The organism is Blastopirellula sp. J2-11, from assembly GCF_024584705.1.
Taxonomy (GTDB): Bacteria; Planctomycetota; Planctomycetia; order Pirellulales; family Pirellulaceae; genus Blastopirellula.
The window spans coordinates 4,981,170-4,996,451 of record NZ_CP097384.1 but is presented as its reverse complement, the minus strand read 5'-3'; the positions used below and the strand labels follow the sequence as shown (position 1 = coordinate 4,996,451).

The window sequence follows — 15,282 nt, the reverse complement described above, 5'->3', positions numbered from 1 at the left end:
GACCAAAGGTGTCCGTTGGGTAGTGGACAAAAGGACAGTTCCAAGTTCACCAGGCGGGAAACGAGGGTCCGAACAAAATGAGATGGCATTACACCAACGGTCGCCGTATCGATGCGATCTTTGCGAGTGGAGAATTGAAGCCAGCGATCTCCTGTAATTCGAGTCGCATGAGACCGGCCGTTTGGTTTTCGGCCAACGACCAATGGGAAGCGACCGCCAATCGAGCGGTGCGGCGCATCGATGGTTCTATCTTGCGCTGCGATCGGACGCAAACCGATCTGTTTTGCGATGGGCTGTTCCGTATCGAGATCGGTGCGGCCTGTGCGTTGGCGTCGTGGCGCGAGATGGCCGCGATGTGCGGGATGCAGCCGGGGGATCGCTTGAAGATAGAAGCGCTGGCGCGCCGATTGGGGAGCAATCCACTGCATTGGTACGCTTCGCTACGTTCGATTGAACGTGATCAATGGACGGCGATCGAGCGCTGGAATGGCTGCGATTGGGAACCGGTCGAAGCGTGTGCGATGTCGTTGGCGTCGTCGGTTGCAACGCGCCTGGCAGGTTAGGCGTTTTCTTTGATCGCGGTCACAATATCGAGAATCGCTTTTTTGCCGTCGGCAAAAAGCATCAAAGCGTTATCGGCGGCGAACAGCGGGTTCGGAATCCCCGCAAAGCCGGGACTGAGACTGCGTTTGATGACGATGACGGTTCGCGCTTTGTCGACGTGGATAATCGGCATCCCGGCGATGGGGCTATGGGGATCGGTACTGGCGACCGGATTGACCACGTCGTTGGCGCCCAACACGATGGCCACATCGACCTGGCTCATTGTGGGGTTGATGTCGTCCATCTCACGCAGCTTATCGTAGGGAATATCGGCTTCGGCCAGCAGGACGTTCATGTGTCCCGGCATCCGTCCAGCGACGGGATGAATCGCATATTCAACCTCGATTCCTTGCTCTTCCAACAGCGTCGCCAAGTCTCGCACCGCGTGCTGCGCCTGGGCGACGGCCAAACCATAACCGGGCACAATCACCACGCGCTGGGCCGCATCCAGGATCATCGCGACGTCGTCGGCGGAGGTGGAGCGAACGTTGGCGTAGACCTCGTCGGCGGCGGGACCGGTTGAAGCGGCGGCCGATTGCAGGCCGCCGAACACCACGTTGAGCAGCGAGCGATTCATCGCTTTGCACATGATCTGCGTCAGCACGATTCCCGAAGCTCCGACCAGCGAGCCGGAGATGATCAACACGTTGTTTTCGATGACGAACCCTGTCGCCGCCGCGGCCAAGCCCGAGTAAGAGTTGAGCAGCGCGATCACTACCGGCATGTCGGCGCCTCCAATTGGCGCAACTAGAGTCACTCCCAATACCGACGCGATAATCACAATCAACAGATAGGGCAAAACAGAGTAGCCGGCGCCGGTCATGAAAATGATCAATAGCAGCAGCACCATCACCATGATGGCGTTGATGAGATGGCCCGAGGGGATCTCAATCGGCTTTTTGAACATCGGCAACTCTTGCAGCTTGCCATAGGCGACCAGCGAGCCCCAAAAGGTGACGGCGCCGATCATGCCGGATAGCGCCGCCGCCAGCAACACGTCAGGCGTGGTTGCCGTGTTAGGGCGCAAAAGTTCGGCTCCGGCGACAAAGACGGTGGCCGCTCCGCCAAAGCCGTTAAACAACGCAACCAACTGCGGCATTTCGGTCATTTGAATTTTGACCGCTAGGACGACGCCGATGATGCTGCCGATCACCAGACCAGCAATGATATAGGCGCCGATCCCGGTAACGAGCAGCGTTAGCAACACCGCCAGCAGCATCGCGCCGGCGCTGACCAGGTTTCCCTTGACCGCCGTCCGCGGATGGGACATGAACTTCAGCCCGAAGATGAACAGGATCGCCGAAACGACGTAAGCCAGATTGATCAAGGCGTCGTACACTAAAAGTTCCTTCGTTGAGGCTGACTTGCGTTATCGTTTCGGTTTGAACATTTCCAGCATGCGATGCGTCACTAGATAACCTCCCACCACGTTGATCGTCGCCAAGATGACGGCGATCAGACCGATGAAAGCGGCCAGCCACGAATCGCCGGCGCTCGCGGCGATCAAGGCTCCGACGATCGAGATTCCGCTGATCGCGTTGGAGCCGGACATCAGCGGCGTATGCAGCGTCGGCGGCACTTTGGTAATGAGCTCGAAGCCGATGAAGATCGCCAAAATGAAAATCGTCAAACTAGCGACCAACGCGTGGTAGCGGGTAAATCCAGCCTCCTTGGCCTGCGGCGCTGCATCGACAGGTTCCGGCGTCTTGTTCGCTTCCGGTTCCGACGCGGACGTTTCGCTTGGTGCATTTTTGTCAGCGGGTGCGGCTTCATTGGCAGGCTCCGCTTTTGGGGCGGGCTCTGTCGCAGCCGGCTTGTCGTCGGTTGGGGGCGTCGCCGCATCCTGCGCCGTCACTGACGCCGCGCTTCCCAAGATCAGCAGCAGTAGCAAGAGCCATCTCATGTTGCGTTTCCTTCTGAGGGAGGCGCCGGTTCATCATCACCATCCAGCGGTATTTTGTCGTTTTCCGCTGGCGATTGCGGCGGTTCGTTCGCCGCGAGGCCTAACATCTCGCGAATCCGATGATGGACGACTTCACCATCGCGAGCGACCAGCGTTGAAGCGATGATCTCGTCCTCGGAGTTCATCTTCAGCTCTCGATCTTTCACCATGTTGAGCAGGAACTTGGTGATGTTGCTCGAGAACATTTGGCTGGCGTGTTGGGGAACTTCCGAGGGAAGATTAGTTGGCCCCAGGATCAGCACGCCGTTGTGTTCGACGCGCGTGTCGGCCTGACTCGGCTCGATATTCCCTCCGCGCTCGGCGGCCAGATCGACCAAGACCGAGCCGGGCCGCATGCCGTTGACCGCATCTGTGGTCACCAGCAGCGGCGATTTTTTGCCTGGGATTGCGGCGGTGGTGATGACGATATCGCACTCGCGAACCGTGTCGGCCATGAACTCGCGCTGTTTCTTATAGAAGTCTTCGCCCAAATCTTTGGCGTAACCTCCTTTGTCTTGCGCTCCGCTCGATTCGAGGTGAAAGTCGACCGCTTTACCGCCGAGACTTTCGATCTGCTCTTGCGCTTCTTTGCGAACGTCATAGCCTAGCACAACAGCGCCTAGTCGCTTCGCCGTGGCGATCGCTTGCAAGCCTGCGACGCCGGCGCCGATCACAAAGACTTTGGCGGGCTTCAGCGTGCCAGCCGCAGTCATCAGCATCGGGAAGATCTTGGGCAACTCGATCGCCGCGATCAAAACGGCGCGATAGCCGGAGATCGTCGCTTGGGATGAGAGCATATCCATGCTTTGTGCACGGGTAATGCGGGGAATTAGTTCCAGGGCGAACTGAGTGGCCTGTTTGCCGGCCATTTCGCCGATCGCGGCAGGGTTGCCGAGCGGATCGCATCCACCGACAAGGATTTGGCCCGGTTTGACCAAATCGAGGTCGACTCTCCCCGCTTCTGGGTTGGCGCCGAGGGAGCGAACCTGGAAGACGATGTCGGACTGTGCGAAGGCGTCCGCTCGGGAGGAGACAATTTTGGCTCCCGCGGCTTCATAATCGGCGTCCAGAAAGCCGGCGGCGACTCCAGCGCCGGTTTCGACGAGAATTTCGGCGCCAGCTTTTTGTAACGGGGCGAGGGACGCGGGTATCAGGGCGACACGCTGTTCACCCGGAAAATTTTCGCGTACGACGGCAATAATCATGTTTTTTCCCTAGGTCGTGGGGCGCGGCGACTGGGGATTTCTGTAGCGAGCGGGGTACTTGGCCGCGCAACACAACTCAAATCGTGGAAAATTCTTACACACGCAGCCGTCTCTGTGAACCCTTTTTCCGCGAAGTTATGACAAGGTAGTTGCGGGTTTTCTCCCTTTCTTACAATCGCAGCGGCGCTCACTTGCGGAATAGCCCCTGGATCGGTAAAATCCGTGTTTCCCCTGACCGTTCTGGGCCCTGCTGTGGCGCTGAAGTCCGGTTTTACGCGGGAAAATCAAAGATCCGGTTCAAAATCAGTGAGCCGGAGTGGACTGTTGTGCCAGGATAAACTGAGAGCCAGGATATTATGTCGACTACAACTTTCATGGCGAAGACCGGTCAAGTCGATCAGCAATGGTGGCTGGTCGATGCGGAAGACCAGATCGTCGGTCGCTTGGCGAGCGATTTGGCCATGATTTTGATGGGGAAGCACCGCCCCACCTATACCCCCCATGTCGACACTGGCGATTATGTCGTTGTCGTGAATGCTGAGAAGGTGAAGTTCACCGGCGGCAAATGGGACAAAAAAGAATACAATTGGTACACCGGTTACCCGGGGCTGCGTACCGAAACGGCTGGCAAGCGCCTGGAGCGTCACCCTGACTGGATCTTGCGAGATGCGGTCCGTCGGATGCTGCCGAAAAACAAGCTGGCGACCAAGATGCTCGACAAACTGAAGATCTTCGTCGGTCCTGAGCATGAACATCAAGCCCAGCAGCCGCAGCCGCTCACGGGGCTGGGTCAAGTCAAACAAAAGAAACGCAAGTAAGCGATACTAAGGGAATATCATGTCGACCGACGAAACAGGCGAAACAACTGTCGAAACGCCCGTAGAAGCCGATCCGGTTCCGGCTCCAGCTCCTGTTAAGAAAGCGAAGCCGGCTGAGGGGGTTATTCTTGGGACTGGTCGTCGCAAGTCGAGCGTAGCTCGCGTCCGCATCAAAAGCGGTAGCGGCAAGATCTCGATCAATGGTCGTTCGCTGGAAGATTTCTTCCCGAACCTCCAAGACCAGGTTTCGTTCATGGGCCCGCTGCATGACACCGACTATGTCGACAAGATCGATATCCGGATCTTGGTCAACGGCGGCGGCACCTCGGGCCAGGCTGGCGCTTGCCGCATGGGCCTTGGTCGTGCTCTGGCGAAGATGGACGCCGACGCTTTCCCGGCACTGCGAGAAAATGGTCACCTGACCCGCGATTCTCGCATGAAGGAACGCAAAAAGTACGGTCTGCGTGGCGCTCGCCGCGGAACTCAGTTCTCGAAGCGTTAATCGCTCGAACTTGGTTTTCCAGATACAGAAGAAGCTCGCCCATTGGGCGAGCTTTTTTTATTCTTCGTAGCCCGAAGGCCGAGAAAATGGGGTCAGGTCCCAATTCCGCTGCGGAATTGGGACCTGACCCCATTTTCTCTCTCTACGCCAGGATCCCAGCGATCGGCTTGCCTTCGCTGATCGCCATCGGGCGGCCGATGGGGGTGTCGTACATGTGGTGATAGTCAATCCCTAGCGTCTGGTAGATCGTCGCGTGGATGTCGGCGATGCCGACCGAGCCAGCGATGTCAGGCGTCACTTTGCTGCCTGCGGGATCGGTCTCGCCGATGCAGGCTCCGCCGCGGATGCCGCCGCCTGCCAGCGCGACGCTAAACCCATGGGGCCAATGATCGCGGCCGCCGGCTGGATTGATCTTGGGCGTACGTCCAAATTCTCCACCGCATAGTACGACGGTGCTTTTCAGCAGATTACGCTCTTCCAGCAGTCGCACCAATGCCGAGAAAGCCGGGTCGAGTTCCGCGGCCCGCCCGCTCTGCAGTTCATGATTGTTGATGTGCGAGTCCCAGCCGCTGAGCGTCACTTCGACGCAGCGAACGCCGGTTTCGATTAGTTGCACCGCGCACAAGCATCCGCGGCCGAACGGCGTATCCCCAAAATCTTGCCGCAGCGACTGCGGTGCGTCTTCAATGTTGAACGCTTGGATCTGCTCGGAGTTCATCATCGTGATCGCTTTGTCGATCGTCGACAGATGGAGCGTACGGTTTTGCTCAAGATCGGAGCGTCGTCCGCGGGTAAACGAGCGCTCGAGGATATCCAGGTCTTTGCGGCGTTGGGCGAACCGTTCGTCGGCGACGCGCCGCGGCAAATCGGGCAAGTCGCCCAGCGGATCATCCATTTTGAACGCGTCGTACTTGTTGCCCAGGAACCCGCCGTGAGCCGGCCATTGATTGGGGAAAATCGAGACATGCCGGGGAATCTCGACGCCTGTGCTGAAGAGTTCATGGCACATGACAGCGCCGATCGCCGGATGTAGGAGAGTCGGGTCAGGGCGATATCCGGTTTTCATGTTGTAGGTCGCCCGCTCGTGATCTCCTTCTTTGCTGGTGACGCCGCGTAGCAGCGCGATGCGGTTCATTACTTCGGCGGTGCTCGGCATGAGATGGGAGATCTCGACGCCGGCGGCGGAGGTCGAGATTCGCCGGGTGTCGCCGCCGATCATTTTGCCGGGATGCGGATCAAACGTTTCCAGCTGGCTTGGACCTCCCTGCATCCACAGGACGATGACCGACTTGGCGGGTGCGCCGCTCTTGTCGGCTGCAGCGGCCGCCGCCAACTGCGCGGCCAACGGCGTCAACCAAGGCAATCCGCCGGCCGCTTTGAGCAGCGTTCGCCGCGAAAAATGATCGGCTCCGCCGCACTGGGAATGTTGGATAGTCATCGCTGAACCTTATCGCTTAGTGATTCCAGGCAAATTCGGAAGAGTTCAGTAATGCCCAGATCAAGTCTTCTACTTTTTGGCGAGGATTGAGCGAATCATCACGCAATCGCTCGACAAAGTAATCTGCTTCCGCCTGGTTAGGGCGTCGCGTTAACGTGGTCAAAAATGCAACCTCAACAGCGGCGGCAGGATCAGGCGAAAGGATCGCCAGTCGCGTCGCGGAATTGCGGAGGAGATTGTCTTTCGTTCGTTCTTTGACCAAATTGCCGTTCATCATCAACAGGCGCTGGGGAATTGTCCCTCCTTGCTCGGCGAACTCATCTTCACCGGCGTCGCCGTAACGCTTGAGAAAATCGTTGTGTTCGCCAAAGTTGATCAGCTGCGTCAGAATGTGGCTTTCCGCGTCGAGCGTCTTCAAAGCGGCCGCTTGCTGGATCGCGCCGATCACTTGTTCGGGGCGCAAGCGAGTGACCGGATAGGCGGCCCAGGTTTCTTCGTGAGCAGCGGTGATTTCAAAATTGGCCTGGCTATCGCGTTGGAACGCTTTGGTCGCAACAATCACGCGTATGAGTCGCTGCAGATCAAACCCATTCGCGATAAAGTCATCGGCCAGCGGTTCTAGGCCCGGCGGATATTCGCCGGTTTCGAACGAACCGCTTAACGGGATGCTGTCGACCGGTTCAATCAGCGGCTTGCCGGTGGTGATCGCCCATATCCGATTGATGATCGCTCGGGCAAAGGGGCGGTTTTCGGGATGGGTCACCCAGTTGGCGAGACGTTCGCGCTCTGTCGCGCCCTCTTGCAGCAGGTCCTGATTGAAGGGGACTTGGGACGCGACGGTTGTCGTTTGGTCGTCGTAGAGATACTGATATTCGTAGATAGCTTTGGTATCGTCACGAATACCGACAAACGAATTTTCCGCTTCGCGAAAGAACGAAGCGAGCTCGTGAAAATCGCTCTGTTTCAGGTCGCCCCCCATGTTGTCGTCATGGCATTGCACGCAGTCGAGTCGCGTCGCTAGAAAGGCTCGCGTGACGCGCCCCGCCAACTTCACCGGATCGGGGCGTTGGGTTCCGTCCTGATCGATGGTCGCGGTCACAAAGTTGACCGCGGGGGCATCGGTCCACAGCCCATTGTCAGAAATCAGTTCGCGGGTCAGTTGGTCGTAACGACGGTTCTCCATTAGTTGATCACTGAGCCAGGTCAGAAACCGGCGTCCGCGATAGATAAGAAACGGTCCATTCTCGACGCCGACATAGGCGCGGCGAAGTCGCTCGGCGACGAAATCGCCATAGCGCCGATCGGCGAATGTTTTGGAGAGCCACCAAGAGAGCCGGTCCCCAGCGGGGCGACTTTCCAGTACGCGGATTTCTTCCAGGGAAGGGACCGTGCCGGTCAATCCAAGGGAAATTCGTCGAATTTGCGTCAGTTCATCCGCCGGGAGAGCGATCTCGAGACCGGCGTCCGACCAGACTTGTTGAAACTGCTCGTCGACGCGATCGGCGACTAGCTGGATCTCGTTTTGCTGACTTTCATCCAGCGGATGGGCGATTTCCGCAACTTGGGGAGGACGCTGCGGCACGACAAGTCCGCCGACCACGGCCGAGACCGCGATTCCGCAGATGCCAAGAAAGAGCAGATTTCGTAGCCACATGACGATTTTTTTCCTCCCACAATTCCGTTGTACTAATTACCTGCGTTGGGGGAAAATGGTTTCGACCCAGAAATAACGACTTGGCGCGAAAACTATTCCGGCGCACTGGGAGTAAACCTATTGCTGGGACGCCGTTTCCCACGGGCCTACCTTTTCTGCCGATTCGGACCAGCTGGAACCAATGGCGACGATTTCAGATCCCCTTGAAGCTGTCGGAAACGACGCCGATCTGGTGGCTTCTTCTCCACCGGAGACGGGGGGAGCTTTGGTCGCAGCGATCCCGCCACGCGGTTGGGGCCGCTACATTTTTGAAGCGACGTGCAGCGCTGGCGAATGGATGTTCGGGCTGGTTTCGCTGATTTTTCTACTCGCAATCTTGGCGACGATTCCCATCGCCAACATGCTAAGTCTCGGCTATTTGCTGGAAGTGAGTGGGCGAATTGCCCGCACCGGCCAGTTCAGCGAGGGATTTATTGGGATTCGCTCGGCGGCGAGGATTGGTTCGATCGCGCTCGGCACTTGGCTCTTTTTCTGGCCGCTTCGCTTTTTCGCCGATCTGCGGGACAGTGCGAATCTGATCGAGCCGGGCGGACCGGTCGCGCGGCGGATGACCATCATCTTGATCGTGTTGACGCTGGCTGTCGGCTTTCATATCGCGTGGGCCTGGTTCCGCGGCGGGAAGTTCCGACACTTTCTTTGGCCGGCGCCGTTGCGACTCTGGCGACGTATCCGCACCGGCGGCATGTTCTCCGAGGCTCGCGACAAGTGCTTGGGTTTTTTGGCTTCACTCCGCTTGGGCTACTATTTTTCGCTCGGCGTGCGCGGATTCCTGACGACCTTGGTTTGGCTGATCTTACCGGTCGGTTGGATGATCGCGGCTCGCGGTATCGAAAATCCGCCGGCGGCGTTTTTGATTAGCTTGCCGGGAATGTTGGCGTTTTGCTTTGTGTTGCTTTATTTGCCGTTCATGCAGGCCCATTTCGCCGCCGAGAACCGTTGGCGGGCGATGTTTGAATGGCGAGAAGTCCGCAAACAGTTTCGCCATGCTCCGTTGGCGTTTTGGTTGGCGCTGTTGATCACGCTGTTGTTTGCGGCGCCGCTCTATCTGTTGAAGATCGAATTGATCGATCGCGAGATCGCCTGGTTGCCGAGTCTGTTTTTTGTGGCGCTGATGTTGCCTGCGAGATTATTAAGCGGCTGGGCGCTTGGGTGCGCACGTCGGCGCGGCGAGCCCCGTCATTTTTTCCTGCGGTCCATCGCGCGATTGGGGGAGATTCCGGTTGTCGTGAGCTATGTCTTTATTATGTACCTGGCTTTGTACGTCTCCTGGAGCGGCGCCTATAGCCTGCTCGAGCAACATGCGTTTCTGGTGCCGGCGCCGTTTGTCGGCGGCTAGCATGGATGCGGATCCCCCTGTTTTTCTCGGCTCCCTTCCGCTATAGCGGCGCTCGCTGCTACCCCAATAGGTCTGTGGCAGTTACGATAAAACATGACGCTCCCCCAAGCCGCCTGTTTCGTCCCTGGGACCAACTATGCCGCGACGTAATCTTACGATCATCTTTGTCATCGCGTTTCTGTCGCTGATTTGCTACGGCGCCGCGAGTCGCAATCGGTTCATGCGATTGTTTGGCGAATCGCTCGATATCATCTCGTACGAATATGTCCGTTCGATCGATACCGAGACGTTGTTCAATTCGGCGATGAACGGAATGACAATGGAGTTGGATCAAAACTCGACCTACATACCGCCGGTCGAGTTTGAAGACTTTCGCGAAGAGCTGGATCAAGAGTTTGGCGGCATCGGTATTCACGTCATGTATGACGAGAAGAACGACCAGATGCTGGTCGTGACTCCGGTCAGTGGAACGCCTGCCTATGCTGCCGGCGTCCAGGCCGGCGACGTGATCGTGGCGATCGACGGCAAAAAGGTGGCTGTCGATGGATTTGAAAAAGCGGTGCAACGACTGCGCGGCGTGGTCGGCACGACGGTCAAGCTTCAAGTGCAGCACATTGGGCAGACCAAGCCGACCGAGATTGAGGTCGAGCGTGCCCGGATTCAAGTTGCGTCGGTCTTGGGAGATACGCACGACGGCGCCGGAGATTGGAATTACTACCTCGAAGCGTACCCGCGGATTGGCTATATCCGGATCGAGTCGTTTGGCGACTTGACTGCGGACGAGTTTCGGGGAGCTTGGGAAAGCATCGATGGCAAGGTCGACGGATTGATTGTTGACGTCCGCAATAATCCCGGCGGATATCTAACTGCCGCCGAAGAAATTTGCGATATGTTTTTGGATCAAGGAGTCATCGTTTCGACGCGTGGTCGGGATGGCCGTATTGAGGAAATCTCGGAAGCGACATCAACTGACACCATCATTCCCAAAGATTTGCCGGTGGTGGTTTTGGTCAATCAATATAGCGCCAGCGCCAGCGAAATTGTCGCCGCTTGTCTACAGGATCATGATCGGGCGGTCATCATTGGTCAGCGTTCGTACGGCAAAGGAACGGTGCAAAGCATCTTTCCGCTCGATCGTGCGCAGCGAGCATTGAAGATCACCACCGCGACCTATTGGCGTCCCAGTGAACAGAACATCCATCGCTTTCCCGATTATGGCGATGACGATCCTTGGGGCGTCTCGCCCAACGAAGGATTCGACATCCCGTTGTCCGACGAAGATCTAAAGAACATGCTGCGATCGCGCAGTTTCCGAGACGTCGACCGTTCTAATATCGCAGATAAAGCGGCCATTGATGCGCGGGAAAAGTCGGAGGAAGAAATCGAGCTGGAGGGTTTTGTCGATCCGCAGATGGAGAAGGCGATCGAATCTATTCAGTCGCAAATGAAAGACGACGTTGCGGCGCGGTAGGGCAGGCCGTGCCTGCCCCCCTTGGATAGAACTCCAGTAGAAATGAACGTGCCCACGCATTTCGGCAGGCATGGCCTGCCTTACTTTGCGGATAGATGGCAAAGCTTGCCAGTCATTTACAAACGCGATTGTAAATTTTCCTAGCGACCTGACCGTCCATGCGTATAGCGCTGGTTGGGTTCCCTTTTCGGCGCAGAGCGCAGATCTCTAGAAAGTTCGGGCGTTTTTGCGAATGTCGGCGATTTTTGCTCAAGTCGCTGATCTCGGCGCCGCGGTTGCTAATGTCAGACGCAACGAATGCTCAATGACGACTTTCTAGTGGAGCAGCCCGATGGTAAAGAATATCGATGCGTGGGACTTGGTCGGCAATCGGATGACTTCGCCGCGTAGAGCGGTCAATTCGTCACGCTACGTAGTTTATCTGCTCAAGACGCTGCATGAGATTGAACAGTGCGGATATCTTGTCGGAGAAGAAGCGGACGAAGCCGATCTGCCGCTGGAAACGACGACTCCCACGTTTTCACCTCCCGTTCGTTACGATCGCTGGGCGACTAATCCGACCGGCGACGAAGACATCTAATCGAGGTCTTCTAATCGAGGTCTTCGATTTTGGCTGGCAGTCTGTTGAATAAGTCAACAGACTGCTAGGCGCTGACCAGCGTACCGATCTCGCGCAGCTTCTCTTCGACCTGATCGCTGGTGAACGGTTTGGTCAGGTACGATTCGCAGCCCAGCATAAAAGCTTGCACGCAACTGCGCGTATCGCGAGACGAGGTGATCATCACCACTTTGGTTCCATCACTGCCGGCAAGTCCCATTTCGTCTTCGGCCGAACGCAACGCTCGCAGTAGATCTTTGCCGCCGGCGCCCGGCATGATCAGATCGACGAAGGCGACGTCATAGCGACGGTGGTGTTCATCGGCTCCCAAAATCATTCGCAATCCAGTGTCGGCGTCGGCCGCTTCATCACACTCGCCAAACGGCGACAGCATGTCGGCGAGCAAGGCGCGGGTCAAGCGATCATCGTCGATCACCAGAAAACGCATCGGGCGTGACGAGGGACTAGCAAATGAATCTTCGGCGTGATTTTGAGATGTCATGGTGAGAGATGCTCCTGAAAGACCGTGGGAAGTGATCGACTAAATAGAATCGCGGCAACTCATATGCGGCCAGGTGGCGATACACTTACGAACGCTCGAATCATGGCGAAAGTCTCTCGATGGTCTTTGAACGGTGTGGGCAAAAAGCTCCGTCGGCCGGTAGCTAACGAAACTATATGTTAGGAATTCGCCAGCGATCAGGCGATTCAGGTCCAACTGCGTAGTTTCCGCAGGTGGACTTCGACCGATTCTGCCAATTTTTCGGGGTTGTATCCCCCTTCGAGGATCGAAACCAGTTTTCCGCCCGCATAAACGGAAGCCGCATCGAGAACGATTTGCGAGAGTTCCTCGTAGTCTTCCGTTTCCAGACCCAGATTGCCGACCGGATCGGCCGCATGGGCATCGAAGCCGGCGCTAAGCAAGATCAGTTGCGGACGGACCTTCGCGGCCATATCTTCCAGGGCTCGCTCGAACCTCGCAATAAAATCACGCCGCGAGACCCCAAATTTCAGCGGAAGGTTCCGCGTGTAGCCGAGACCTGCGCGTTGTCCGATTTCGAGCGTATCGCCGGTTCCGGGGTAAAACGGGTAGCGATGTACCGACAGAAACGCGGCTCGCTCACTCTCCCAGAATGCGTCCTGCGTGCCGTTGCCATGATGAACGTCCCAGTCGACGATCAGCACGCGATCGAGATCGAGCTTGGTCAGCGCGTACTGGGCGGCGATCGCGACGTTGTTAAACAGGCAAAAACCCATCGGCATCGTCGGCGTCGCATGATGACCCGGCGGCCGAACCAGGCACAACGCGTTTGGGGCCTCTCCCGTCAAAACGCGGCGTGTCGCGTCCATGGCGGCGCCGACCGCCAGGGTCGCAACATGGTACGAATCATGGGAGACGACGGTGTCTTCTTCGATTCTGCCCCCTCCTTTCAGAGAGAAACCTTCGACCGACGTCCGCATCGCGGCGGTATGAACTAGCTGGATGTCCTGCGAGGTCGCATGCGCCCATAGGGGCCGCTGGCACTGGTCCAAAAGGCCTGTTTGCTCGAGTCGGGCCATAACGGCAAGCAGCCGTTGGGCGGACTCCGGGTGCTTTCCGGTGTCGTGCTCTAAGAATTCGTGGTCGCTGTAGAGTAGGGTCATACGAATCGTAGGGGGTGAGCAAAAGGCGTACCGCTTGCATTAAAATTGACAGACTCCCTATTCCGCAAGTAGTCTGAATAGAAGCCGAGAGCTTGGCGGTACTAACCTGCGAGGCGCGAATCGGTTAATTTACGCTTATCTTGCAGAACTCCTCCTCTAACTTTTCTGGCACTCGCCGCCGTTTTCCGATCCTAGGTGGAAATCATGAAATTGCCCAGAATGGCTATCGCCTTTGCGTTCACCCTACTTCTTTGTGGAGCGGTTGAGGCGCAGCAATACAAGACGATCCCCATGAACGCGCCGGAGTTGAATCCGGACGACGCCAAGATGCGCGCTGGCGTCACCGCTGCAAAGTTTGAGTTGCGCGAGTATCTGCAACGCAAACCGATCGATGACGCCGGCAAGCAACTGATGACGCGATTTTTTATGGGAGCGTACTTTCCCAGTTGGACCACGCCTGCGAACTGGACCAGCGTCGACGAGAAGCGGCACGACTTCATGCGAAGTTTTAATGGTAATCTAGATATCCAGGCGACCAGCAAGAAAGAGCTGAATCAGCTGACGCTGCAAGCAATGACCGAGATGTCGAAGCCCGACTATCATCCGGTGGTGCGCTACAATGCAATGCTGACGATCGGCGATTTGAATTCCCAAGAGTTTAACAGCTTCGATAAACTGCCGGTCTGCCCTTATCACGCGGCGCTCGATGTTTTGCTCAAGACGCTGGAAGATCCCAAATCAGACGATGTGGTTCGCGTTGCGGCGATGCTGGGCGCGGTGCGACATGCTCGCTACGCCCAAAGCACGCCGAAACCGGCCGGCGAAGCGATGACCCTGGCCGAAATTGATCGCTTGACCAAAGTCGCCAGTCAGGTGATCACGTCAGAAGCTGCTGAAGGGCATTCGGTGGACGCGCATCAATGGACCCAGCGTCGTGCGATGGATATGGTGCGTACGCTCTCGCCTGGCTTCAAAACTCTGTTGGCCTCCGGCAGCAATCAAAACGTCACTAGCTCGATTCGAAAATCGTTGGAAGGGATCGCCAAATCGCTGGGGCAGATGTTGGAGAACGAAGAGGCCGACAAGTCGCTGCGCGTTGACGCAGCGATGACGCTGGCTGCGTTGCCAAGTGACGATGCCGTGAAGAAGAGCTTTGATCCCAATCTGCAGGTCGGATTGGTCGCCAAGCTCGCTTCGCAGTCGGTCGACGCCGATATCACTTGGTTTACCGAAGCACTGAAAGAGATGCGCATGGGGGGACCCGGAGGCCGGCAATACGGCGGGATGGAATCCTATTCTGCGGCGCCTGAATATGGCTATGACGACATGTCTGCCGAGGGTGGCGGCAAAAGCAAGAAGCCGAAAAAGAAGGAATTCGTTAACACCAACCCGCCGCTGCATAGCCTGCAGCTGACTTTCCGTCGGCGCGTGAAAAATGATGTCGACACGTTAAAAGTCAGCCTGGTTGGATCCAAGGGGGTTCCTGCGGATCTCCGCCAGTTGGATAGCGGGTTGATCCGGTTTGTTCCGACCGCAGAAGAGCAGGCCGCAATCCTTGACCTATCGAAGGCGATGGATGAACTGATTGACGCATCCGACGTGGATCCGACGGCGGCGACCAATCCGACCGGGCAGCCTACGGGGCCTGTTCCCATGGATCCCTATATGCCGTACGAGGATTTGGCGCGGACCATCAAAGAGAAGCACGCCAAGCTGGAGCGGCTCGCGAACAAACTAGCCGCCAATGCTGGGGTTGTTGACGCCGCCGGCGAAGCAGCTGCGCCGCCAAGTGCCGACATGCCGTTTGGAGCGGTTCCGGGAACGGCTCCCGCCGCCGCGCCCCAACGACCCGCTGGGGCTGCAGCAACTGCAACTCCCCCGGCTGCCGCCGCACCGAGCGCCGACATGCCGTTTGGCGCCGCAGGCGCCGGCGCTGCAGCTCCGATGACGCCTGCAGAACAGCCGTAATTGCGGATTGCTCTTGTCCGCTCACCGATAGATAGCTATCAAC

General features: G+C 57.4%; 14 protein-coding genes. 7 read left to right on the top strand and 7 right to left on the bottom strand.

Annotated elements, in window-relative coordinates; translation table 11 throughout:
- Positions 1-77 precede the first annotated feature (77 nt).
- A complete protein-coding gene (locus tag M4951_RS19690) occupies positions 78-563 on the top strand; it encodes a hypothetical protein (RefSeq protein ID WP_262023338.1) in 486 nt (161 codons plus the stop codon).
- Here the strand turns inward: M4951_RS19690 and M4951_RS19685 are convergent.
- From M4951_RS19685 to M4951_RS19675, 3 genes are all read right to left on the bottom strand, one after another.
- On the bottom strand, positions 560-1,942 hold the full coding sequence (locus tag M4951_RS19685) for an NAD(P)(+) transhydrogenase (Re/Si-specific) subunit beta (protein WP_262023337.1): 1,383 nt from the start codon (positions 1,940-1,942) through the stop codon (positions 560-562). The two genes, M4951_RS19690 and M4951_RS19685, sit on opposite strands and share 4 nt — an antisense overlap.
- A gap of 30 nt (positions 1,943-1,972) precedes the next feature.
- Entirely contained in the window at positions 1,973-2,245 is a 273-nt protein-coding gene (locus M4951_RS25670; RefSeq protein ID WP_040353265.1) for an NAD(P) transhydrogenase subunit alpha, read from the bottom strand.
- 257 nt (positions 2,246-2,502) lie between these two features.
- Positions 2,503-3,750 (bottom strand): NAD(P) transhydrogenase subunit alpha, encoded by a 1,248-nt coding sequence (locus M4951_RS19675; RefSeq protein ID WP_262023335.1) that lies wholly within the window; start codon positions 3,748-3,750, stop codon positions 2,503-2,505.
- A 356-nt stretch (positions 3,751-4,106) separates the two neighbouring features.
- Here M4951_RS19675 and rplM point away from each other — a divergent pair, with 356 nt between their 5' ends.
- Together rplM and rpsI are read left to right on the top strand one after the other, a co-directional pair.
- The gene (gene rplM / locus M4951_RS19670; protein WP_410050406.1) at positions 4,107-4,568 is read left to right on the top strand and encodes a 50S ribosomal protein L13; all 462 of its coding nucleotides are present in this window, start codon (positions 4,107-4,109) and stop codon (positions 4,566-4,568) included.
- 19 nt (positions 4,569-4,587) lie between these two features.
- A complete protein-coding gene (gene rpsI, locus M4951_RS19665; protein ID WP_262023334.1) occupies positions 4,588-5,070 on the top strand; it encodes a 30S ribosomal protein S9 in 483 nt (160 codons plus the stop codon).
- A gap of 142 nt (positions 5,071-5,212) precedes the next feature.
- Here the strand turns inward: rpsI and M4951_RS19660 are convergent, their stop codons facing one another.
- The gene (locus M4951_RS19660; RefSeq protein ID WP_262023333.1) at positions 5,213-6,508 is read right to left on the bottom strand and encodes a DUF1501 domain-containing protein; all 1,296 of its coding nucleotides are present in this window, start codon (positions 6,506-6,508) and stop codon (positions 5,213-5,215) included.
- A 16-nt stretch (positions 6,509-6,524) separates the two neighbouring features.
- Positions 6,525-8,162, bottom strand: a complete 1,638-nt coding sequence (locus tag M4951_RS19655; protein ID WP_262023332.1) for a DUF1549 and DUF1553 domain-containing protein — start codon at positions 8,160-8,162, stop codon at positions 6,525-6,527.
- Between the two features lie 181 nt (positions 8,163-8,343).
- On the opposite strand from M4951_RS19655, the gene M4951_RS19650 reads away from it, so the two are divergent.
- The 3 genes from M4951_RS19650 (at position 8,344) to M4951_RS19640 (ending at position 11,609) form a co-directional block, all read left to right on the top strand.
- Positions 8,344-9,558 (top strand): DUF4013 domain-containing protein, encoded by a 1,215-nt coding sequence (locus M4951_RS19650; RefSeq protein WP_262023331.1) that lies wholly within the window; start codon positions 8,344-8,346, stop codon positions 9,556-9,558.
- Positions 9,559-9,694: 136 nt separating this feature from the next.
- Complete coding sequence (locus tag M4951_RS19645; protein WP_262023330.1) at positions 9,695-11,029, top strand: S41 family peptidase; 1,335 nt, start codon at positions 9,695-9,697, stop codon at positions 11,027-11,029.
- A gap of 331 nt (positions 11,030-11,360) precedes the next feature.
- A complete protein-coding gene (locus tag M4951_RS19640) occupies positions 11,361-11,609 on the top strand; it encodes a hypothetical protein (RefSeq protein WP_002655024.1) in 249 nt (82 codons plus the stop codon).
- Between the two features lie 64 nt (positions 11,610-11,673).
- On the opposite strand, the gene M4951_RS19635 is transcribed toward M4951_RS19640, so the two are convergent.
- The gene (locus M4951_RS19635; protein WP_262023329.1) at positions 11,674-12,129 is read right to left on the bottom strand and encodes a response regulator; all 456 of its coding nucleotides are present in this window, start codon (positions 12,127-12,129) and stop codon (positions 11,674-11,676) included.
- Between the two features lie 206 nt (positions 12,130-12,335).
- On the bottom strand, positions 12,336-13,271 hold the full coding sequence (locus M4951_RS19630) for a histone deacetylase (RefSeq protein WP_262023328.1): 936 nt from the start codon (positions 13,269-13,271) through the stop codon (positions 12,336-12,338).
- A gap of 204 nt (positions 13,272-13,475) precedes the next feature.
- Here M4951_RS19630 and M4951_RS19625 point away from each other — a divergent pair, with 204 nt between their 5' ends.
- A complete protein-coding gene (locus M4951_RS19625) occupies positions 13,476-15,239 on the top strand; it encodes a hypothetical protein (RefSeq protein ID WP_262023327.1) in 1,764 nt (587 codons plus the stop codon).
- Positions 15,240-15,282: the final 43 nt, after the last annotated feature.

Bases quoted from the DNA above. Each gene is read 5' to 3' on its own strand.
- M4951_RS19690 (WP_262023338.1), top strand. From the start codon at position 78: ATGAGATGGCATTACACCAACGGTCGCCGTATCGATGCGATCTTTGCG.
- rpsI (WP_262023334.1), top strand. From the start codon at position 4,588: ATGTCGACCGACGAAACAGGCGAAACAACTGTCGAAACGCCCGTAGAA.
- rplM (WP_410050406.1), top strand. From the start codon at position 4,107: ATGTCGACTACAACTTTCATGGCGAAGACCGGTCAAGTCGATCAGCAA.
- M4951_RS19660 (WP_262023333.1), bottom strand. From the start codon at position 6,508: ATGACTATCCAACATTCCCAGTGCGGCGGAGCCGATCATTTTTCGCGG.
- M4951_RS19625 (WP_262023327.1), top strand. From the start codon at position 13,476: ATGAAATTGCCCAGAATGGCTATCGCCTTTGCGTTCACCCTACTTCTT.
- M4951_RS19655 (WP_262023332.1), bottom strand. From the start codon at position 8,162: ATGTGGCTACGAAATCTGCTCTTTCTTGGCATCTGCGGAATCGCGGTC.
- M4951_RS19675 (WP_262023335.1), bottom strand. From the start codon at position 3,750: ATGATTATTGCCGTCGTACGCGAAAATTTTCCGGGTGAACAGCGTGTC.
- M4951_RS19635 (WP_262023329.1), bottom strand. From the start codon at position 12,129: ATGACATCTCAAAATCACGCCGAAGATTCATTTGCTAGTCCCTCGTCA.
- M4951_RS19645 (WP_262023330.1), top strand. From the start codon at position 9,695: ATGCCGCGACGTAATCTTACGATCATCTTTGTCATCGCGTTTCTGTCG.
- M4951_RS19640 (WP_002655024.1), top strand. From the start codon at position 11,361: ATGGTAAAGAATATCGATGCGTGGGACTTGGTCGGCAATCGGATGACT.
- M4951_RS19630 (WP_262023328.1), bottom strand. From the start codon at position 13,271: ATGACCCTACTCTACAGCGACCACGAATTCTTAGAGCACGACACCGGA.
- M4951_RS19650 (WP_262023331.1), top strand. From the start codon at position 8,344: ATGGCGACGATTTCAGATCCCCTTGAAGCTGTCGGAAACGACGCCGAT.